18 protein-coding genes are annotated in these 21,893 nt (G+C 51.7%); 7 read left to right on the top strand and 11 right to left on the bottom strand.

Translation table 11 applies throughout. The annotated features are described in order from the left end of the window. Positions 1–60: 60 nt before the first annotated feature. Positions 61–2,763 carry a preprotein translocase subunit SecA gene (secA, locus tag EIP93_RS18920; protein WP_103971070.1) on the top strand — a complete coding sequence of 901 codons (2,703 nt, stop codon included), beginning with the start codon at positions 61–63 and terminating at the stop codon, positions 2,761–2,763. Between the two features lie 90 nt (positions 2,764–2,853). After that, a complete protein-coding gene (gene mutT, locus EIP93_RS18915; protein WP_125233124.1) occupies positions 2,854–3,249 on the top strand; it encodes an 8-oxo-dGTP diphosphatase MutT in 396 nt (131 codons plus the stop codon). A gap of 64 nt (positions 3,250–3,313) precedes the next feature. On the opposite strand, the gene yacG is transcribed toward mutT, so the two are convergent. From yacG to coaE, 3 genes are read right to left on the bottom strand one after another with little or no spacing between them, the layout of a single operon-like run. Further along, on the bottom strand, positions 3,314–3,508 hold the full coding sequence (gene yacG, locus EIP93_RS18910) for a DNA gyrase inhibitor YacG (protein WP_010297975.1): 195 nt from the start codon (positions 3,506–3,508) through the stop codon (positions 3,314–3,316). A gap of 57 nt (positions 3,509–3,565) precedes the next feature. Next, entirely contained in the window at positions 3,566–4,318 is a 753-nt protein-coding gene (gene zapD, locus EIP93_RS18905) for a cell division protein ZapD (protein WP_103971069.1), read from the bottom strand. After that, complete coding sequence (gene coaE, locus EIP93_RS18900) at positions 4,311–4,937, bottom strand: dephospho-CoA kinase (RefSeq protein ID WP_103971068.1); 627 nt, start codon at positions 4,935–4,937, stop codon at positions 4,311–4,313. The genes zapD and coaE overlap by 8 nt, the downstream gene beginning before the upstream one ends. A gap of 418 nt (positions 4,938–5,355) precedes the next feature. Here coaE and EIP93_RS18895 point away from each other — a divergent pair, with 418 nt between their 5' ends. Next, positions 5,356–6,396 (top strand): GMP reductase, encoded by a 1,041-nt coding sequence (locus EIP93_RS18895; protein WP_116586494.1) that lies wholly within the window; start codon positions 5,356–5,358, stop codon positions 6,394–6,396. Positions 6,397–6,481: 85 nt separating this feature from the next. Here the strand turns inward: EIP93_RS18895 and hofC are convergent, their stop codons facing one another. The 5 genes from hofC to EIP93_RS18870 form a co-directional block, all read right to left on the bottom strand. Further along, positions 6,482–7,687, bottom strand: coding sequence for a protein transport protein HofC (hofC, locus tag EIP93_RS18890; protein WP_103861864.1), 1,206 nt, complete (start codon positions 7,685–7,687; stop codon positions 6,482–6,484). Next, positions 7,684–9,174, bottom strand: a complete 1,491-nt coding sequence (gene gspE, locus EIP93_RS18885) for a type II secretion system protein GspE (protein ID WP_125233123.1) — start codon at positions 9,172–9,174, stop codon at positions 7,684–7,686. Before gspE ends, hofC begins: the two co-directional genes overlap by 4 nt. Before the next feature lie 2 nt (positions 9,175–9,176). Continuing rightward, positions 9,177–9,623, bottom strand: coding sequence for a prepilin peptidase-dependent pilin (ppdD, locus tag EIP93_RS18880; protein WP_103971064.1), 447 nt, complete (start codon positions 9,621–9,623; stop codon positions 9,177–9,179). 318 nt (positions 9,624–9,941) lie between these two features. Further along, the gene (nadC, locus tag EIP93_RS18875) at positions 9,942–10,832 is read right to left on the bottom strand and encodes a carboxylating nicotinate-nucleotide diphosphorylase (protein WP_109225401.1); all 891 of its coding nucleotides are present in this window, start codon (positions 10,830–10,832) and stop codon (positions 9,942–9,944) included. A gap of 144 nt (positions 10,833–10,976) precedes the next feature. Next, on the bottom strand, positions 10,977–11,837 hold the full coding sequence (locus tag EIP93_RS18870) for a nucleoside-specific channel-forming protein Tsx (protein ID WP_103861860.1): 861 nt from the start codon (positions 11,835–11,837) through the stop codon (positions 10,977–10,979). A gap of 418 nt (positions 11,838–12,255) precedes the next feature. Here EIP93_RS18870 and ampD point away from each other — a divergent pair, with 418 nt between their 5' ends. Together ampD and ampE are read left to right on the top strand one after the other, a co-directional pair. After that, positions 12,256–12,828 carry a 1,6-anhydro-N-acetylmuramyl-L-alanine amidase AmpD gene (gene ampD, locus EIP93_RS18865; RefSeq protein WP_103861984.1) on the top strand — a complete coding sequence of 191 codons (573 nt, stop codon included), beginning with the start codon at positions 12,256–12,258 and terminating at the stop codon, positions 12,826–12,828. Beyond that, positions 12,828–13,682 (top strand): beta-lactamase regulator AmpE, encoded by an 855-nt coding sequence (gene ampE, locus EIP93_RS18860; protein ID WP_125233122.1) that lies wholly within the window; start codon positions 12,828–12,830, stop codon positions 13,680–13,682. Before ampD ends, ampE begins: the two co-directional genes overlap by 1 nt. A 36-nt stretch (positions 13,683–13,718) precedes the next feature. Here ampE and EIP93_RS18855 read toward each other — a convergent pair whose 3' ends face one another. From EIP93_RS18855 to EIP93_RS18845, 3 genes are all read right to left on the bottom strand, one after another. Next, a complete protein-coding gene (locus tag EIP93_RS18855; protein WP_164498032.1) occupies positions 13,719–14,675 on the bottom strand; it encodes a glycoside hydrolase family 43 protein in 957 nt (318 codons plus the stop codon). After that, on the bottom strand, positions 14,653–16,086 hold the full coding sequence (locus EIP93_RS18850; RefSeq protein WP_107333455.1) for a glycoside-pentoside-hexuronide (GPH):cation symporter: 1,434 nt from the start codon (positions 16,084–16,086) through the stop codon (positions 14,653–14,655). The genes EIP93_RS18855 and EIP93_RS18850 overlap by 23 nt, the downstream gene beginning before the upstream one ends. A 183-nt stretch (positions 16,087–16,269) precedes the next feature. Next, positions 16,270–17,628 (bottom strand): amino acid permease, encoded by a 1,359-nt coding sequence (locus EIP93_RS18845; RefSeq protein WP_103183136.1) that lies wholly within the window; start codon positions 17,626–17,628, stop codon positions 16,270–16,272. A gap of 680 nt (positions 17,629–18,308) precedes the next feature. On the opposite strand from EIP93_RS18845, the gene pdhR reads away from it, so the two are divergent. Beyond that, positions 18,309–19,073 (top strand): pyruvate dehydrogenase complex transcriptional repressor PdhR, encoded by a 765-nt coding sequence (gene pdhR, locus EIP93_RS18840; RefSeq protein ID WP_010306328.1) that lies wholly within the window; start codon positions 18,309–18,311, stop codon positions 19,071–19,073. A 142-nt stretch (positions 19,074–19,215) separates the two neighbouring features. Continuing rightward, entirely contained in the window at positions 19,216–21,879 is a 2,664-nt protein-coding gene (gene aceE / locus EIP93_RS18835; RefSeq protein ID WP_103861855.1) for a pyruvate dehydrogenase (acetyl-transferring), homodimeric type, read from the top strand. The last annotated feature ends 14 nt before the right edge of the window (positions 21,880–21,893 follow it).

Below are 21,893 nucleotides of genomic sequence, written 5' to 3'. Positions count from 1 at the left end.
CTCGGTTTTTCGATGTTGTGTTGCCACTGGATACGTGGCACTTGTGAGATTAAAATTATTATGGTCATGAATATCCTAACCAAAATTTTTGGTAGCCGTAACGATCGTACGCTGCGTCGTATGCGTAAAAATGTTGATGTCATCAGTCGTTTAGAGCCAGAAATGGAAAAACTTTCAGATGAGGAACTGCAAGCGAAAACGCTGGAGTTCCGTGTTCGTCTGGAAAAAGGCGCGACGCTTGAAAGCCTGCTGCCGGAAGCCTTCGCCGTGGTGCGTGAATCCAGTAAACGTGTATTTGGCATGCGCCACTTCGACGTGCAGCTTCTCGGCGGTATGGTATTGAACGAACGCTGCATTGCAGAGATGCGTACCGGTGAAGGTAAAACGCTGACGGCAACGCTGCCTGCGTACCTGAATGCGCTGACTGGTCGTGGCGTACACGTGGTTACCGTGAACGATTATCTGGCACAGCGTGACGCCGAAAATAACCGTCCGTTGTTTGAGTTCCTTGGCCTGAGCGTTGGTATCAACCTGCCGGGAATGCCTGCTCCGGCGAAGCGTGAAGCCTATGCGGCAGACATCACCTACGGTACCAATAACGAATACGGTTTTGACTACCTGCGTGACAATATGGCGTTCAGCCCAGAAGAACGCGTACAGCGTAAATTGTACTACGCGCTGGTGGATGAGGTTGACTCCATCCTGATCGATGAAGCGCGTACGCCGCTGATCATTTCCGGCCCGGCTGAAGACAGCTCTGAGCTTTATATCAGCGTCAATAAAATCATCCCCCACCTGATCCGTCAGGAGAAAGACGATTCGGATACCTTCCTCGGCGAAGGCCATTTCTCTGTTGATGAGAAAGCGCGTCAGGTTAACCTCACCGAACGTGGTCTGGTTCTGGTAGAAGAATTGCTGGTGAAAGAAGGCATTATGGAAGAGGGTGAGTCGCTGTACTCTCCGACCAATATTATGCTGATGCACCATGTGACCGCCGCGCTGCGTGCGCACGTATTGTTTACCCGCGATGTCGATTACATTGTGAAAGACGGTGAAGTGATCATCGTCGACGAACATACTGGCCGTACCATGCAGGGGCGTCGCTGGTCCGATGGCCTGCATCAGGCTGTGGAAGCGAAAGAGAAGGTGGCCATTCAGAATGAAAACCAGACGCTGGCTTCCATTACCTTCCAGAATTACTTCCGCCTGTATGAAAAACTGGCAGGGATGACCGGTACGGCAGATACCGAGGCATTCGAGTTCAGCTCTATCTATAAGCTGGATACGATTGTGGTGCCGACCAACCGTCCGATGGTTCGTAAAGACTTGCCTGACCTGGTCTACATGACCGAGCAGGAAAAAATCGATGCCATCATTGAAGATATCAAAGACCGCTCCGTAAAAGGTCAGCCTATTCTGGTCGGTACGATTTCCATCGAGAAATCCGAAGTGGTTTCTCAGGCGCTGGAAAAAGCGGGCATCAAACACAATGTGTTGAATGCGAAATTTCACGCCATGGAAGCGGACATCGTTGCTCAGGCGGGTCAGTCTGGTGCGGTCACCATCGCGACCAACATGGCCGGTCGTGGTACGGACATCGTATTGGGTGGTAGCTGGCAGGCAGAAGTCGCACATCTGGAAAACCCAGATGACGCACAAATTGCAGAAATCAAAGCGGCCTGGAAAGTGCGCCATGATGCGGTGTTGGCTGCGGGTGGTTTGCACATTATCGGTACAGAACGTCATGAATCTCGCCGTATCGATAACCAGCTGCGTGGTCGTTCCGGCCGTCAGGGGGATGCGGGTTCATCACGTTTCTATCTGTCGATGGAAGATGCGCTGATGCGTATTTTTGCCTCCGATCGCGTTTCCAACATGATGCGTAAACTGGGTATGAAACCAGGCGAAGCGATTGAGCACCCGTGGGTCACCAAGGCGATTGCTAACGCACAGCGTAAAGTGGAAAGCCGTAACTTTGATATTCGTAAACAGCTGCTGGAATACGATGATGTGGCGAACGACCAACGTCGTGCGATCTACACACAGCGTAACGAACTGCTGGATGTGTCCGATATCAGTGAAACCATCACCAGTATTCGTGAGGATGTGTTTAAAGCGACTATCGACAGCTATATTCCACCGGAATCTCTGGAAGAAATGTGGGATACGGAAGGTCTGGAACAGCGCCTGAAGAACGACTTCGATCTGGATATGCCGATCAAGGCGTGGCTGGATAAAGAGCCTGAGCTGCACGAAGAAACGCTGCGTGAACGTATTTTCCAGCACGCGCTTGAGGTTTATCATCGCAAAGAAGAAGTGGTTGGCACGGAAGTCATGCGCAACTTCGAGAAAGGCGTGATGCTGCAGACGCTGGATTCCTTGTGGAAAGAGCATCTGGCGGCAATGGATTACCTGCGTCAGGGCATCCATCTGCGTGGCTATGCACAGAAAGATCCGAAACAAGAATATAAGCGTGAGTCGTTCTCTATGTTTGCCGCGATGCTGGAGTCACTGAAATATGAAGTGATTAGCACGCTGAGCAAAGTCCAGGTGAGAATGCCGGAAGAAATCGAAGCGCTGGAGCAGCAACGCCGTGAAGAAGCTGAGCGTTTGGCGCAGCAGCAACAGTTTAGCCATCAGGAAGAAGATAGCCTGAATACGGATTCACCGGCGCAGGCAGACCGTAAAATTGGGCGTAACGATCCTTGCCCATGTGGTTCAGGCAAGAAATATAAGCAGTGTCACGGTCGTTTACAGAAATAATTGACTGCTGAATCCAGTGATTAAAATGTGATAAGTACAAGGGCGGTCATTGACCGCCTTTTACTTGATAAGAACCTGATAGGAAGTGTCATGACGCAAAAACCGTTATCCGTCGCGGTAGGTATCATCCGCAATGCGGAGCAGCAATATTTCATTGCTCGCCGCCCTGATGGCGTGCATATGGCAGGGATGTGGGAATTTCCCGGCGGTAAAGTTGAAGAGGGCGAAACGCCGGAGCAGGCGCTGATTCGTGAACTGCATGAAGAAACGGGCATCGAAGCTAGCGCACCACAGGCGCTAAACGACAAAACGTTTTCTACGCCGGAGAGAATCATCACGCTTCATTTCTTTCTGGTTGAAACGTGGCAGGGGGAACCCTATGGCCGGGAAGGTCAGGAATCTCGCTGGGTTAACGTAGACGAATTACGTGAGGAAGAATTTCCGCCAGCGAATGCGGAGATGATCCGCTGGCTGAAATCGCTTTAATCTAGCTTTACTTTTTCCTGTCTGAAAGCCCCTGCCAGAAAACTATAGTAGCGAAACGTGGCCGTTAGCGCGTTTCGCTCCATTCTTCACTATCAGAAACCATATCATCACTTGGAATGCGCTTTTCTTCATCAGCCCATTCACCCAAATCGATGAGCTGACAGCGTTTGCTGCAAAATGGGCGATAGATGCTGGCTGCTTCCCAGATGACCGCCTGCTTGCAGGTTGGGCATTTCACTGTCGTAACTTCTGTTGTCATAAGATTCTTTTTCACTCTATTTGTGACTTAACACATTCTGGTTTGTCAGGGCTGAGTCTAGCAGCAGGCCAGTTCAAATGTTAAACGCGGAGGAATGTGGCCGTTTTCGCTATCTAATGGCAGAAAACGGATGGCATAGCGTGTCTTATGGCCGGAGATCTGCGGATAGAGCTGATGTACCTGTTCAAGGCGCAAACGTAGCAGGTCAGCATCGGAGGCATTGTCCTGGAAGAAGCCGTTCAGGCTGGTCTGTGGGCGGAACGTGCCGGAGTGGCGGATCAGGTCCAGTATCATATCCAGCGCTTGTTTGAGCGGCGACAGGGAGTTAAGCCAGCCGGAAACCAATTTCTCGCGCAGTTCCTGAGGCTGGTGCAGCCAGCTATGCAGAGTGGGCAGATCAAAACTACAGCATCCGCCAGGGATACCGAGCCGCTGGCGTACCATGCCAATCAGGCGATCTTCACGTAAGAACTGCCCCATTCGTGGTGCGGCCATCAGCGTACTGGCCAGATCTTTCAACTGGCGTCTCAGCGTATGGATGCGCTCCATGTCAACGCCCGGTACATCACTCCATTGCAGCAGTTTTTGCTGTTGCCGCTCCAGTTCTTTCAGCAGCTCGGTGCGTACATCTCCACGTTCCAATACATCGAGCAGCTCGGCTATGGCACGAAAAAATGTCAGAGCGCCTCCCATATCGGTCAGGGAGTGATTTTGATGCAACTGCTGCAATAATGACTCGATACGCAACCAGGTACGTGTTTTTTCGTTCAGCGGGTATTCGAATAAAATCGTTGAGGGGGCGTCACTCATTCTTAGTCATCCTGTCGGCTGCGGAGGCGGCGAGCTCTAGGTACTGGCGGTGTAATTCCGCAACCTGTGGAGCCAGCTCGTTTGGGCAGCGACTGTTATCAATAATATCATCGGCATAAGCCAGGCGTTGTTCTCGGGTAGCCTGTGCTGCCAGTATGTTTTCTGCTTGCTGCCGACTGATGCCATCGCGAGCTAGCGTGCGTGCAAGCTGTGTTTCTTTGTCTACATCAACGACCAGAATACGCTGTGCTCGCTGTTGTAAACCGTTCTCCACCAGTAAAGGGACGACCCACAGAATGTACGGTGCGGATGCAGCCTGAAACTGGGCCTGTGTTTCCTGATGGATCAACGGGTGGAGTAAATTATTCAGCCACAGTTTCTCCTCAGGTGAGGAAAAAATCCGTTGGCGTAGTGCGGCACGATCCAATGAACTATCGGTATTGAGCATAGCGTCGCCAAACCGGAGCCTGATGGCATCCAGTGCGGGTTTCCCAGGCTCGACTACCTGACGCGCGATGATATCCGCATCAACGATAGTGGCCCCTAATGTGGCAAATTCATCGGCTACGGTGCTTTTTCCGCTGCCGATACCGCCCGTTAAGGCTACGATGTATGTCATTGCACCCGTGTTGAAAAGTTAACATTTCTACTATTTTCAAAGGCGAGGGATACCTTCCTGCCCCTTTGAAGTCAATCAGGCATCAACCGCAGTGTGCTTCACGTTATCACTTTGCTGGGTGATAGGTAAATTTCTCTGATTTTATCCCAAATAAAGTGAAAATCGCAGTCTTGCCGCAGGATTATTCCTGCGTATGATAACGTCACTGGTAAAGGGCTATTATTTTTTCAGAAATGATTATACCCGTCATACTTCAAGCTGCATGTGCGTTGGCTTCCCTTACTCACTCCAGTCACTTACTTGAGTAAGCTCCTGGAAATTCGTGCGGTCGCCGCCTGCCTGCAACTCGAATTATTTAGGGTATCGCTTAGTAACAATACTGAGCATTCCGCCGTCACTAACCAGGAACTCGAACCTCATGCGTATTGAAGAAGATTTAAAGTTAGGCTTTAAAGACGTTCTCATCCGGCCAAAGCGTTCGACGCTGAAAAGCCGCTCCGACGTTGAACTGGAACGTCAATTCACCTTCCTCCATGCTGGCGGCAACTGGTCCGGCGTACCGATTATCGCAGCCAATATGGATACCGTGGGTACGTTTAGTATGGCGGAGGTGCTGGCCTCTTTTGATGTTCTGACGGCTGTCCACAAACACTATTCTGTCGAGCAATGGTCTCAGTTTGTGCAACGCACACCAGCATCAATATTGCGCCATGTGATGGTCTCGACCGGGACATCTGAGGCTGATTTCATCAAGTTAAAGCAAATCTTAGCGCTGTCGACTGAGCTGAAATTCATTTGCATCGACGTAGCTAATGGCTATTCCGAGCACTTTGTCACGTTCCTGCAAAAAGCACGCGAGGCTTGCCCGGACAACGTTATCTGTGCTGGAAACGTCGTCACCGGTGAAATGGTGGAAGAGCTTATCCTCTCCGGCGCGGATATCGTGAAAGTTGGCATTGGCCCAGGTTCTGTCTGCACGACGCGCGTTAAAACGGGGGTAGGTTATCCTCAGCTTTCTGCCGTGATCGAATGCGCCGATGCAGCACATGGTCTCGGTGGGCAAATCGTGAGCGACGGCGGATGCGCCATGCCGGGCGATGTCGCGAAAGCATTTGGCGGCGGAGCCGATTTCGTCATGCTGGGCGGTATGTTGGCAGGGCATGATGAATGTGAAGGCACCATCGTGGAAGAAAACGGTGAGAAGATGATGCTGTTCTACGGCATGAGTTCCGCATCTGCGATGGAACGTCACGTCGGTGGAGTGGCAGAGTACCGTGCCGCAGAAGGAAAAACCGTGAAATTGCCTCTGCGTGGTCCGGTAGACAATACTGTACGCGATATTCTTGGCGGCCTGCGGTCGGCCTGCACCTATGTTGGTGCATCCCGTTTGAAAGAGCTGACGAAGCGTACAACGTTTATCCGCGTGGCTGAGCAGGAAAACCGTATTTTCAACGGATAGTTGCTGCTGTTATGCGCCGTCTTTTTGCTGTTAGCGATGGACGTGCGGCCTAACGTGTAAACGTTGTCGTGCTGTATTGGTCGGTTCAGGCTCCGGCCAATACATTCCCCAACTGGAAGATAGGCAAATACATGCCAATCACCAGTGCCCCGACCATTCCTCCGACGACCATCATCAGCAACGGTTCCAGCGTTTGTGTCAGCATATCTGCCTGCTGCTGTACTCGACCCTCATGCCATTCTGCCAGTTGTGTAAAGATCGCATCCAACGCACCGGTTTCTTCCCCCACGCGAATCAGCTGCGGACAGGGTGCAGGGAACAGCATGGCGTGATGCTGTGTGGCATGGTATAGCGATGTACCCTGATGCAGTTGCGCTTGTATCTGTTGAATTGCGGCCTGATAAAGCGGATGACGGATCGTCGCGGCAGCATCCAGTCCTTCCGGGAGCGTCAAGCCAGCATGTTGCGTCATGGCGAGAATATGGAATATCTGGTTTAGCGATTTACCGCGTAGCAGGTTGGATACGATAGGAAGCTTCAACAGCCATTCTTGCTCTCGGGTTTTCCATAATGGCCGTTTCTGCCTCAAGCGGGCGTATCCCACGATCAGGCCACTGAGCACCAGTAACCCAATGAATCCATAGTCAGTGACTATCTCTGCCAGATGGAGCAACTGACGGGTAAACCACGGCAACGGCGTATCGAACGAGGAATAGAGCGACGCAAACTCGGGCAGAACCAGCGTCAACATCATCATGCTGACCACTATGGCAATTGCCAAAACAAAGCAGGGGTAGCGTAGCGCTTTGATGACTTTCTGTTGCAGTCTGGACTGTTTTTCTTGCTGCTGAGCGAGCTGTAGGCAGCATGCGTCTAGCTTCCCGGTCAATTCACCGACGGCAATGAGGGATTGATACAGAACGGGAAAGATATGAGGATATTCGTGTAATGCCTCAGACAGTGAGCTTCCCTGAGCAACATGGGTACGAACATCTCGTAATACGCAACGCCAGCCGGGGCGCTCGTGCTGTTCCGACACCAGTTTTAATGCTTCCAGCAGCGGTAATCCGGCTTGTAACAGGGCAGCAAGCTGTTTGATTAACTCGCCTAGCTGTTCACGTTTCCAGTCGCGTAGCGAGAGATAATGTCCGGTTTTTACAAGAAGCGGCTGGTAGCCCTGTGCAATCAGGCTGGCATAGGCGTGCTGGCGATGCGTGCTAATGAGTTCTCCATCGATAAATTCGCCTTCAGACGTGATGGCCTGCCAGTGATATAAGCGCTGTAGCCTCATTGCGTCTCCTGATTTATTGCGTGCTCATCGCCCACCACACGGTAGACTTCAGCAAGTGAGGTTAGGCCGTCGTTGACTAATTCAAGCCCTGCGATCAGCAACGTTGGAAAACCTGAATGGCGAGATAGTGCAGATAATTCACCTGTGCTGGCGTTGCCTGCGAGCGCGGCCTGAAAATCTGGCGTAATAGGCAACAATTCATAGAGCGCGACGCGGCCATAGTAGCCAGAAAAACAGTGGCTACAGCCGCAGGCTTGCCAATGTTGCAGTGGCCCTTGCCATACGTCGTGTGGCAGTGAAAGTAGTGGTTCTCCTGGGGTTTTACAGTGCGGGCATAGTCGGCGTACAAGGCGTTGGGCAATGATGAGTTTTAGCGCCGCAGCTAACAGGTAACCGGGGATGCCGAGATGACTGAGTCGAGTTAACGTGTCTACGGCAGAATTGGTATGTAACGTGGACATGACTAGGTGGCCGGTTTGTGCAGCTTTTACCGCAATTTCTGCGGTTTCGGCATCGCGTATTTCACCGATCATAATGACGTCTGGATCCTGTCGCAGCAGCGCACGTAAAACTCGGCCAAAGCCCAGTTCAGCTTTAGGGTTGATTGCCGTTTGGTTGATTCCCCCCAGGGGGATTTCGACCGGATCTTCTACGCTACAGATATTGCGGCTGCACTCGTTTAGCCAGCGTATCGCGCTGTAAAGCGTGACGGTTTTTCCACTGCCCGTCGGACCCGTGACTAACAGCATCCCCTGTGAGGCGCTCAGCACGCTAATCACCTGCTGTAATGCCTTTGCTGTGAGCCCAAGTTTATCCAGTGCCAGCTCCTGCTGATGCGTTTGCAAGATACGCAGTACGACTTTTTCTCCCTGTTGCACGGGGAGGGTTGCAATGCGCAATGAATAGGCTTGTTGATCCAGCGTCAGGCTGAATTGGCCGTCCTGCGGCAACCGCCGCTCGGCGATGTTCAGCTTGCCCATGATTTTCAGCCGCGCGGTAATACGGTTTGTCAGTTCGGACGGTGGTGCGGATATGGCCTGTAGCACACCGTCGATGCGTAGACGTACGCGATAGCTGCCCAGTAACGGCTCAAAGTGGATATCAGAGGCGCGCCGCTGAACGGCGAGGCGCAGCGTTTGATGGATAAATTGTGCAACGGGGGAGTCATCGTCATGCTCCTGTTGCCCAGTGCTGTTGTTATGAGTACTGGAATTGTGATAAGTGCTGGCATGGTAGGTTTCTGCGGGCTCAGCAACGGCGTTCACCGGGTTAAGCTGTTGTTCCATTCTGGCCTGTGGCCATTGTTCCACCATAATTCGGCGATTGCTGGCGAAACGCAGCGCGGCAATCATTTCCGCAGAAGGGGAAGCTGTGACGGCGACCGACAGCGTTTGTTCATCAAGGCTGAGCAACAAGGCCTGATAACGTCGGCACAGCGTCTGTAACTCGCTGAGCGTATGCTCGGAGGAGAAGGAGGAGTCTGTCATGATTAGCCTGCCGTATTATCAAAACGGAAAACGTCCTGACAGGCAGATTGCAGGCTCTCTGCGTTGTCATCCGTGGCACAGTTCTTCGTCCAGCGTGAAGCGCCGATTTCGGTATCCCACGTTGGTGTCAGAATAACGCGCAGCCCTTGCAGAGTGGATTGGCCAGTCAGCGTAATCACTCCTTGAGCGACGCTGACGGCGCTGACATAGCGTGAAGATTTGCTGCTCGGTATTCCCTGACTACCTGCATTGCAGGCCGTAAAAGCGGCATTTTCCAGACCACAGAGGTCGACTGGCGTTTTATAAGACACCATCGTTTGTAGCATGTCCGTCAGCGCTGCTTTTTGCAGATAGCCTTGATAAGCCGGTACGCCAATAGCGCTGAGGATGGCGACGATCGCAATGACGATCATCAGCTCAATCAGCGTAAATCCTTGTTGTTTTGTCATGTTGATTTCCCTGTTGTTGCATATAAATTTTGTGGCGCATAAATGTTGCGTTACATAAATCCATATGAATGGCTGGCAGCATAAAAAAGAGCGTGAAGGCTGACGAGCAGGGAAACGTGAAACAGGAAAGCGCCACGACATGTTTTTAGATATTTGCAGAGGATTGAAAACTTTTTGCGAGCAGAGACGCAATTTTCACGCTGTCGGGGCAGGACGTTCGTGTGGGATTGGCAGCCTATGGCGTTACGATGGTGTGCGAGAGGATGAGAGGTGAACGAGATGCGAAATAGCATCTCGCTGGTAGAAATAGAGGAACGGTTAGACGAAGCGCATGGATAAATCCAGTGCCTGTACGTGCTTGGTTAACGCTCCCACTGAGATATAGTCCACGCCAGTTTCCGCATAGCCACGCAGCGTGTCGAGGGTGACATTGCCGGATATTTCCAGCAACGCGCGACCTTGTGTCATGCCAACCGCTTGCCGGATGTTATCCAGACTGAAATTATCCAGCATGATGATATCTGCGCCCGCTTCCAGCGCTTGCTGTAACTCATCCAGCGATTCGACTTCAACTTCTACCGGAACATCGCTGCGTAAAGACTGCGCTTTTTCTACCGCATTTTTGATTGAGCCTGCGGCGATGATGTGGTTTTCCTTAATCAGGAAGGCGTCGGATAAACCGAGTCGGTGGTTGTCTCCGCCACCGCATGATACGGCGTATTTCAGCGCGGTTCTCAGCCCCGGCAGCGTCTTGCGCGTATCCAGCAGTCGAGTGCGCGTTCCCTGCAATACGGCAACATAGCGGCTGACTTCGGTTGCGACGCCGGACAGCGTTTGCAGGAAATTCAGCGCAGTGCGTTCGCCTGTCAGGAGCTGTTTGGCCGGGCCTGTGATGTCACACAGCGTTTGGTTGGGAGTGATAGCGTCGCCATCGGCAACGTGCCAGACGATCGTTGTCGTGTTGCCTAATTGAGAAAAGACTTCCTCAAGCCAGCGCGTGCCGCAGAATATACCCGCTTCACGCGTGATGATGCGTGCGCTGACGGTCTCATTGTCGGGTAACAGAAGGGCGGTAATATCTTGGTTAGCATCGACGATGCCACCTAAATCTTCACGCAAGGCCAGTTGCACGCTGGCGGGGATATCTTGTGCAATACGAGCGAGCAAGGCTTTTTGGCGTTGTTCCTGACTGTAGCGACGCGTTGACATGACAAAACTCCGAAGGGGGATTCGGAGGTCTATGCTACCTTGTTTATATCAGGACATCCAGAATGAATAGTTATTACAATTCAATCTGTTACTGTTATTAACTTTCCGGCGAGCGATCTGCGATCGCCGGAAAGGGATGTGATTTTAGAAGTTGTAACCAACGACCAGGTAGTAGCCCCAACCGGTAGATTTCACTTCAAACGGACCTTTGCCGAAATTGAGTTCTGCGCCATCAGCCCATTGGCCGCCGTTGTGGAAATAACGTGCGACGAAAGAGTAGTGCCAATGGTCGTAGCCCAGCGCCAGAATATGGCTGGAGGCAATGGAGTTGTTGGTGCGGCTTGCATTCGATTTATCACGCAGTTCTGAGCCAAAATCGAAATTGGTGAAACTGATATACGAGACGTTGCCGCCCAGCATTGAGCCCAGTGGGTAAGAGTATTTCACTTTTACACGGTAGCCATCCCACTCGTTTTCGTTCGCTGCACCGTAGTTCTGCCATTGGTATTTGGCATAGCCGTTCAGTGAGAGAGACAAATCGGTGCCGGTATCAATATCAGTACCTAAGCCCATGTACCACGTGCTTTGGCGTGAACCGCTGTTGCGACCCTGATCGTAAATAACGTTATTGGCGATGTACCACTCTTTAAATGGGCCAAAGCTGAGGTCAGCCCCCGTCAGCTTATCAATAGAGAAGCGTGGTTCGATCTCGACAAACAGCGGAGAGCCTTTGTCCCAAATGCCACGGCTGTCGGGATCGCCACCAAAAAACTTAGGCGCATCGGCGTAGCCGTAGAAGTCGAACCAGTCTTTACGCGCAAATGCTTCGTATTCCAGGTAAGTCGTGCTGTTCAGTTGCGGTCCGAAACGGGTGTGGGCGCTGCCGACGACGTTAATGCTCTGATGCCACCAGTCGGACAGATATTCGGCTTTATTGCTGTCGGCAAGAGCAGGCATTGAGCATGACAGGGCGAGCAAGGCGCCTGCAGCGAAAGTTTTTTTCATTTTAAGTACCATAGTGTTAGACGTCATGTACGTCGTACGTGAGACCGCAAAATAAGTTTTGGTAATATCTAAAAAAATCAGAAGATAATTTTGTCATGCATTTTAAGTAAAAATAGACGCAATGCACGAAAACGATTGCCTATTATTGCTCTATTACATTTGTAATGTGATTTTAATCACATAATGGTGTTAGGGATTTCACCTTACTAAAAAAGGTATCGGGATTACTTTCAGGCAGGAAAACTGGCGGGAATATCACAAAAAAAACGGTAAAACCTATTGATACCCAGTTGAATAGATAGCATGGCGTGAAACATGGTATCTTGGATACAAGGACTTTTAGCTACATGGTTTTATGCCTGAAATTGATTTTACGCCTGATTCAGCCGGCAAACGATACGATGCGAGGTTATCGCCGATGCTTTTGGAAAATGGCTGGTTATCCGACATTACACACACGCCTTCACCACATTATGATGGTCGCCCGAATAATGAGGTGCCTTCCCTACTGGTGATCCACAATATTAGTCTGCCGCCCGGTGAATTTGGCGGCCCGTATATCGATCAACTGTTTACGGCTACGTTGGATCCCACTGCTCACCCTTATTTCGCCGATATTTCCCATTTACGCGTCGCGGCACACTGCCTGATTCGTCGTGATGGGCAAATCACACAGTATGTGCCTTTCGAGCAGCGCGCCTGGCATGCTGGCGTTTCGGTGTTTGAAGGCCGGGAACGCTGCAATGATTTCTCTATTGGCATTGAACTGGAAGGGACGGATACGCTGCCTTTTACCGCGGAGCAGTATCACTCACTGGTTGCGATTACAGGCCTGTTAATGCGGGCCTATCCCATCACGCCGTCGCGCATTACCGGACACAGCGATATCGCTCCGGGACGTAAAACTGACCCCGGCCCGGCATTTGACTGGGACGGCTATCATCGTCTGCTACAAGAAAACTGGACAGAGAACAAAGGGAGTCTGGATTAATGACGCTGTTTACACTGTTGCTTACGCTGGCATGGGAGCGCTTGTTCAAACAGGGCGAGCACTGGCAGATCGATCATCGGCTTGAGGTCGTGTTCCGGCACGTGTCGTCTCCGTCTTTATTTCAAACGCTGTTCCTGACGCTGTGCAGCATGGGTATCGTGGGGGGCCTGCTGTGGCTCACGAGCGGTATTCTGTTCGGCCTGATTTCTCTTTTGCTGTGGATTATCATCAGCCTGATGTGCATTGGTGCGGGTGAAATTCGTCAGCACTATCGGCGCTATTTGCAGGCCGCACAGCGCGGTGAGGCGGATGCCAGCCGGGAAATGGCGGCAGAGCTGGCGCTGATTCACGGCCTGCCCGTTGGCACAGGCGAAAGCGAGCAATTGAAAGAGCTGCAAAACGCGCTGCTGTGGATAAATTTTCGGTTTTATTTAGCGCCGCTGTTCTGGTTTATCGTTGCTGGACCCTACGGGCCGATTGCGCTGATGGGGTACGCGTTTTTACGCGCCAGACAGACCTGGCTTGCCCGCCACCACACCCCGCTGGAGCGCGCGCAGTCTGGCGTCGATAGTTTGTTGCATTGGCTTGACTGGATTCCTGCCCGCTTGGTCGGTGCTGCTTATGCACTGCTGGGGCATGGCGAAAAAGCGCTGCCTGCCTGGTTCGCCTCGCTGGGGGATTCTCACAGTTCACAGTATTGGGTGTTAACTCAACTGGCCCAATTTTCTCTGGCGCGTGAATCCCACGTTGAGCCTGTAGAGACACCGAAAGCTGCGGTGACGCTAGCAAAAAAAGTGACGTTAGCACTGGTGGTGGTGGTCGCGCTCCTGACGATATACGGTGCGCTGGTTTGATTTCCTAACGTACGTCCCAGCGCACCCGTTTCTCGCTTATTGCCTGTCTGCGGGCGGTTCGCCGAACACGGGCATACCGTCACGATCCCAGGTGAACGTTTTAATCCGCGTGTGACGATTGGGGTCATACAGCGGATCGCCTTCGATCTCCGTGTAGTTGCGGGCATGGTAAACCAGAACGTCCTCGCCCGTGTCTGTTTGAGTGAAGCTATTATGGCCCGGGCCAAACTGGCGGTTTTCTCGGCTGGTGGTAAAGACCGGCTGCTGCGATTTATGCCAGCTTGTCGGGTTCAGCAGATCGCTGTCTGCATTCGCCCACAGTAAGCCGATACAGTAATTTTCATCGGTGGCGCTGGCGGAATAGGTGATAAAGATGCGTTCGCCGTGCTTAATGACAGCTGGGCCTTCATTGACTTTAAAACCGATGACTTCCCACGGCAACTCCGGCTTGCTCAACATGACTGGCGTGCCTTTCAGCGTCCACGGATTTTCCATTTCCGCCAGATACAGATTCGAGTTGCCCGCAATAGCGGGATCTTTTTGCGCCCATAGATAGTAGCGTTTGCCTTTATGTTCAAAGTGGGTGGCATCCAGCGAGAAGGTATCGAAGTGCGTATAAATTCGGCCTCTTTCGACCCAGTTGCCTTTCAGCGGGTCGCTGTCCGCACATTCCAGCGCAAACATGCGGTGCTGGAATAAGCCGTCTTTGATGTCTTCCGTCGGTGCAGCGGCGAAATAGACATACCATTTGCTATTAATCACGTGCAGTTCCGGTGCCCAAATCAGCGCACTTAAAGGGCCGCGCTCATGCTTGCGCCAGATTGTCACTGGGGTAGCGTGAGCAAGTGCCTCCAGCGAACTGGCCCGGCGAATTTCGAGCCGATTGTATTCAGGTACTGAGGCAATAAAATAATACTGTCCATCCGTGTGGCGAAGAATGAAAGGGTCTGCCCGTTGTTCTATCAGTGGGTTAGGCCATTGATGTGGGTTCATCATTCTCTCCTCCTCTTTTGGCGTTGGGTGATTGGCTGTTGCGGCTCTCGCTCAGTTCCCGATAGTTATTACGGCGTTTTTCCAGATCAATTTGTATTTGCTGCATGAGCTGGCGATCGACCTTCAGCAAACGCACCACGCCTGCGGTAATCAAATAGCCTACGCCGGGAATAAGCGTGAACAACATAATGATGCCGTTCATGGCTTCTGCATTTTGCTGCGGGGCATTGGCATCATAACCATAGTAGGACAGCAGGAAGCCGACCATCGCCCCTGCAATCGCCAGCCCGACTTTCAGGAAGAACAGGTTGCCTGAGAAGCTGATCCCGGTGATTCGCTTGCCGGTTTTCCACTCGCCGTAGTCATCCACATCGGCCATCAGCGACCAGTGGAGCGGGGAAGGGATTTGATGCAGGACATTCAGCAGGAAGTACATCACCAGAATAAAGCTGGTCAGGTGAGGGTTGAAAAAGTAGAAGGCGCTGGAGAAGATCGCCAGCGCGATGTTGACCCAGAAAAACACTTTCAGCTTGCAGAAACGGTCAGTCAGGGGTTTAGCCAATGCGCTGCCGAACATCATGCCGACTACGCCGAGGCTGATAAACAGACTGGCGAATGAGACAGACTTTTCCATCACCCAGGTGACGTAATACATCGTAGCCGCCATGCGAATAAATCCAGGACAGACGTTGCACAGGGTTAACAGCAGAATGCGCGGCCATTGGTCGTTTTTCCAGACGTCTCGCAAGTCTGCTTTCAGCGCATCGTTGGTCGGAATGGCAGGCTTAATCCGCTCCTGAACGGTGGCAAAGCAAAACAGAAACATGAAGAGGGCAATGACCGCCATTACGCCCATCGACATTTGGTAGCCGCGCGCTTTGTCTTCACCGCCGAACCATTCGGCCATCGGCAGCAGTGTCGAAGATAGAATGAGCGTGGCGATACCGACCATGATGAAACGGTATGACTGACAGGACACCCGCTCATGTGGGTCCGCGGTGATCACGCCGCCCAACGAGCAGTAGGGGATGTTGATAGCGGTGTACGTCAGCGACATCAGGAAATAGGTCACGAAGGCGTAGATGACCTTGCCGTTGTAGCTCCAGTCTGGTGTGGTAAACATGAGGACGCTGAACAGAACGTAGGGCACGCAGACCCAAAGCAGATAAGGCCGAAAGCGACCCCAGCGGCTTTGGGTACGATCGGCGATCGCACCCATAATCGGGTCCGTGACGGCATCAATGACGCGAATTGAGAGTAGCAGGGTACCGACCAAGGCAGGCGAGAGCCCATAGATATCTGTGTAGAAGTAGCTCAGAAATAGCATGATGGCTCCGCCAATCATGTTGCACCCTGCGTCACCCATTCCGTAGCCAATTTTTTCTTTAACGGACAGTGCGTTGTTCTTCATGAATACGACTCCTGTGCTTAACGTGTAAACACGATTATTCCCCTCGATAGGGATAAAAGAGCGTATGAAATCGGTTGCAAAAATGGACAAACGGGTCGGGTGGAGCAAAGTGTGATGGAGGCGGCAAATATGAAAATGGCCGACAGAGTCGGCCATGAAAAAGGATGTGGTGAGCGCTGAGGCTTACTTCGGCTGATTTTTCTTTTTGATAAAGTAGCCCACGCCCAGAATAACCAGCCAGACCGGAATCAGCATGACGGAAATCTGAATGCCCGGCGTCAGGAACATGATGACCAGTATACCGGCCAGGAACAGAAGACAGATGTAGTTACCCAGCGGATAAAGCAGCGCTTTAAACTTGGTCACCGTACCTTCTTTGTCCTTTTGCGCACGGAACTTCAGGTGCGCCAGACTGATCATCGCCCAGTTAATCACAAGCGCAGACACGACCAGCGCCATCAATAGCTCGAACGCTTTGCCGGGAATGAGGTAGTTGATCAGCACGCACAGCGCCGTTGCCAGCGCGGAGATACCGATAGCAACAACCGGAACGCCACGGGCATCGACAGTTTTCAGTACTTTCGGTCCGTTACCCTGTTTCGCCAGACCGAACAGCATGCGGCTGTTGCAATACACGCAGCTGTTGTAAACAGACAGCGCAGCGGTCAGTACCACGATGTTCAGCACCGTCGCTACGACGTTACTGTTCAGTTCATGGAAGATCATGACGAACGGGCTACCGCCTTCCACAACCTTGCCCCACGGGTACAGTGACAGCAGGATAGCGAGTGAACCGATGTAGAAAATCAGGATGCGATAGATAACCTGATTGGTCGCGCGTGGAATGCTTTTCTCTGGGTCATCCGCTTCTGCTGCGGTAATCCCCACCAGTTCCAGTCCGCCAAATGAGAACATGATCACGGCCATCGCCATCACCAGACCGAGCACGCCGTTCGGGAAGAACCCGCCCTGCGCCCACAGGTTGGTTACGGTTGCTTCCGGCCCGCCCGTACCGCTGAGCAGCAGCCAGCCACCGAAGACAATCATGCCAATAATCGCGACGACTTTGATGATGGCAAACCAGAATTCCATCTCACCGTAGACTTTGACGTTCGCCAGATTGATGGCGTTAATCAGCAGGAAGAAGACGGCGGCGGATACCCAGGTCGGAATGTCTGGCCACCAGTACTGGACGTAAATCCCCACGGCGCTGAGCTCGGCCATGGCGACCAGCACATACAGCACCCAGTAGTTCCATCCCGATGCAAAGCCAGCGAAATCGCCCCAGTATTTATAAGCAAAGTGGCTGAACGATCCGGCTACCGGCTCTTCAACCACCATTTCGCCCAGTTGGCGCATAATGAGAAATGCGATCAGGCCGCCAATTGCATAGCCTAATAGGACCGATGGCCCGGCCATTTTGATTGTCTGCGCAATACCAAGAAAGAGGCCAGTACCTACTGCGCCACCCAAGGCAATCAACTGAATATGACGGTTTTTCAAACCACGCTTTAACGTGCCGTCCGTTTGTTGATTATCCATCAAATTTAACCCTCTGCCAGTGCAAGTAAAAAACACGGTGTGAACGAACACGCGTATTAGTGACTGTACGTTTGTGTAATTTTATTTTTACGGGTGGTGTTTCTTTAAATAATGAAACCGCTACCGTTTGCCAGAGAATAGTGGTAAGTGCGCAAGATTGCACTGATTTCTTATAGTCTGATAATTAAAAACTATCGCTACATCAAAATTTTCATCCTTCTTTAATTAAGAGCCTGATGACAAGAAAATCGAGAGAGGTTTTTTAGGATGGGAGGGGGTTGTTACCTCTTTAGGTTTACTCCCTTTTATTATCTCTTTATCCCCGCTGTAAAAAGAGTGCTCACCACAATGTGGATTTGTCGGGGTGATGCTTTTCTTTTGAGAATAAAAATTCTTATTTTTTGAATTAAAATTCACTATTTTCGTATTTAAACGGTTCAGCAATGCCTGCTTTACGTTTCAAAAAAGTTAAAATATAGACAGAGGGGATTAATGGTAATACCACAGGCGGGCTATCACTTTGCCGCATGTTTCTCGTGCATTTGTTAAAATCTGGTGGGATTGGTGATTTAGCTCAAGGTCCTTATGGACAGAAGGTGAATACTTTGTTACTTTAGCGTCACGTTTTTGAAATTGGTATTACCAATTGACTCCGCGCCATTCGCAGAGAAGAATTCACTATGGCATACAGCAAGATCCGTCAGCCCAAACTGTCAGATGTGATTGAACAGCAGCTGGAGTTTCTGATTCTTGAGGGAACCTTGCGCCCCGGCGAGAAGCTCCCACCGGAGCGCGAACTGGCAAAACAGTTCGATGTTTCCCGCCCTTCTCTGAGAGAAGCCATTCAACGCCTGGAAGCCAAAGGTCTCCTTTTGCGCCGTCAGGGTGGTGGTACCTTCGTTCAAGCCAATCTATGGCAAAGCGTCAGCGATCCGCTGGCAGAATTATTGAGCACACATCCCGAATCACAGTTCGATCTTCTAGAAACGCGTCATGCGCTGGAAGGCATTGCTGCCTACTATGCTGCGTTGCGTGGCACAGAGTCGGATCTGCAACGTATCCGGGATTGTCATGCCGTGATTGAGAAGGCGAGGGAAGCGGGCGATCTGGACGCCGAATCAGAAGCCGTTATGCAGTATCAGGTTGCTGTAACAGAAGCCACGCATAATGTGGTGTTGCTGCATTTGGTGCGCTGTATGGGGCCGATGCTCGAACAGAACGTGAGGCAGAATTTTGAATTGCTTTATTTGAGCCGTGAAGTGCTGGCTCAGGTTAGCATTCATCGCGCCAGCATTTTTGAGGCGATTGTTGCCCGTGAGCCGGAAAAGGCGCGCGAAGCATCACACCGTCATCTGGCGTTTATTGAGGAAGTATTGCTGGATCTTAACCGGGAACATAGTCGGCGCGAGAGATCGCTGCGTCGGCTCCAGCAACGCAGGGATTGAGCATCCGTACTTTGGGGCTCTGAATGCGGCAATGACGACGATGAGCCTGTCTTCATGTGTTTTGCTTAGGGTGAAACCCAAGTCAGAATGCAGGAAGACAGGCTCCAATAAACTAACTGATTAGAGAAGATAAGGAATAACCATGTCAGATCGTTTAAATAATGACGTGGATCCGATCGAAACCCGCGACTGGCTGCAGGCGATCGAATCGGTCATCCGTGAAGAGGGTGTTGAGCGCGCTCAGTTCCTGATAGATCAGGTCCTGAGTGAAGCACGTAAAGGCGGCGTAAGTGTTGCTGCTGGTTTGGCGGCGCGTCAATACGTCAACACCATCGCAGTGGAAGACGAGCCGGAATACCCTGGTAATCTGGATCTGGAACGTCGTATTCGCTCAGCAATCCGCTGGAACGCGATCATGACAGTGCTGCGTGCTTCTAAAAAAGATCTGGATCTGGGCGGCCACATGGCTTCTTTCCAGTCTTCCGCCACTTTCTATGAAGTGTGCTTTAACCACTTCTTCCGTGCTCGCACTGCGCAGGACGGCGGCGACCTGGTCTACTTCCAGGGCCACATCTCTCCGGGCGTTTACGCTCGTGCCTTCCTTGAAGGCCGCCTGACTGAAGATCAGATGAACAACTTCCGTCAGGAAGTTCACGGTAACGGTCTGTCTTCTTATCCGCACCCTAAACTGATGCCGGACTTCTGGCAGTTCCCGACTGTATCTATGGGTCTGGGCCCGATCGGTGCTATCTACCAGGCTAAATTCCTGAAGTATCTGGAAAACCGTGGTCTGAAAGATACCTCTAAACAAACCGTTTATGCCTTCCTGGGCGACGGTGAAATGGACGAACCAGAATCCAAAGGTGCGATCACTATCGCGACCCGTGAAAAACTGGACAACCTGGTGTTCGTCATCAACTGTAACCTGCAACGTCTGGATGGTCCGGTTACAGGTAACGGCAAGATCATCAACGAGCTGGAAGGTATCTTCAGCGGCGCTGGCTGGGATGTGATCAAAGTCATGTGGGGCGACCGTTGGGACGAACTGCTGCGTAAAGACACCAGCGGTAAACTGATCCAACTGATGGAAGAAACCGTCGACGGTGACTACCAGACCTTCAAATCCAAAAACGGTGCCTATGTGCGGGAGCACTTCTTCGGTAAATACCCGGAGACGGCAGAGCTGGTTAAAGACTGGACTGACGATCAAATTTGGTCACTGAACCGTGGTGGTCACGATCCGAAGAAAGTCTACGCTGCACTGAAAAAAGCGCAGGACACCAAAGGCAAACCAACCGTTATTCTGGCGCATACCATTAAAGGTTATGGTATGGGCGACGCGGCTGAAGGTAAGAACATCGCGCACCAGGTTAAGAAGGTTAACATGGATGGCGTGCGTTACTTCCGCGACCGCTTCAACGTGCCAGTGTCTGATGCCGACATCGAAAAACTGCCGTACATCACTTTCGATAAAGAGTCTGAAGAGTACAAATACCTGCACGAGCGTCGTCAGGCGCTGGGTGGCTATCTGCCGTCTCGTCAGCCTAACTTCAGCGAAAAACTGGAACTGCCAACGCTGGAAGATTTCAGCACTCTGCTGGAAGAGCAGAACAAAGAAATCTCTACCACTATCGCGTTTGTACGTGCCCTGAACGTGATGCTGAAGAACCAATCCATCAAAGATCGTCTGGTTCCGATCATCGCTGACGAAGCGCGCACCTTCGGTATGGAAGGTCTGTTCCGCCAGATCGGTATCTATAGCCCGAAAGGCCAGCAGTACACTCCGCAGGACCGTGAGCAGGTTGCTTACTACAAAGAAGACCAGAAAGGTCAGATTCTGCAGGAAGGTATCAACGAGCTGGGCGCAGGTTCTTCTTGGCTGGCGGCGGCAACGTCTTACAGCACCAACAACCTGCCGATGATCCCGTTCTATATCTACTATTCCATGTTCGGTTTCCAACGTATCGGCGACCTGTGCTGGGCAGCGGGTGACCAACAGGCGCGTGGCTTCCTGATCGGTGGTACTTCAGGTCGTACGACGCTGAACGGCGAAGGTCTGCAGCACGAAGATGGTCACAGCCACATTCAGTCTCTGACTATCCCGAACTGTATTTCCTACGATCCGGCATTTGCCTACGAAGTTGCTGTCATCATGCATGACGGTCTGCACCGCATGTACGGTGAAGCGCAGGAAAACATTTACTACTACATCACCACGCTGAACGAAAACTACCACATGCCTGCGATGCCGCAGGGTGCGGAAGAAGGTATCCGTAAGGGTATCTACAAGCTGGAAACGGTTGAAGGTAGCAAAGGTAAAGTGCAGCTGCTGGGCTCAGGTTCTATTCTGCGTCACGTACGTGAAGCGGCTCAGATTCTGGCGACAGACTACGGCATCGGTTCTGACGTATTCAGCGTAACCTCCTTCACTGAACTGGCACGCGAGGGCCAGGACTGTGAGCGTTGGAACATGCTGCATCCAACCGAAACGCCGCGCGTACCTTACGTGGCTCAGGTACTGAGCGATGCGCCAGCGGTTGCATCTACTGACTACATGAAGCTGTTTGCTGAGCAAATCCGTAGCTTCGTCCCGGCTAGCGATTATCGCGTACTGGGTACTGACGGTTTCGGTCGTTCTGACAGCCGTGAGAACCTGCGTCACCACTTCGAAGTGGATGCGTCTTACGTCGTGGTTGCGGCTCTGGGTGAACTGGCTAAACGCGGTGAAATCGATAAGAAAGTGGTTGCAGATGCCATCACTAAATTCAACATCGATGCAGATAAAGTTAACCCGCGTCTGGCATAAGAGGTAAAGATTAC

Origin of the sequence: Pectobacterium versatile, assembly GCF_003932035.1 — a bacterium.
In the GTDB taxonomy this organism is placed as follows: Bacteria; Pseudomonadota; Gammaproteobacteria; order Enterobacterales; family Enterobacteriaceae; genus Pectobacterium; species Pectobacterium versatile.
Note: the sequence above shows the minus strand (reverse complement) of the source record. Positions and strands in the feature narration are given on the sequence as shown.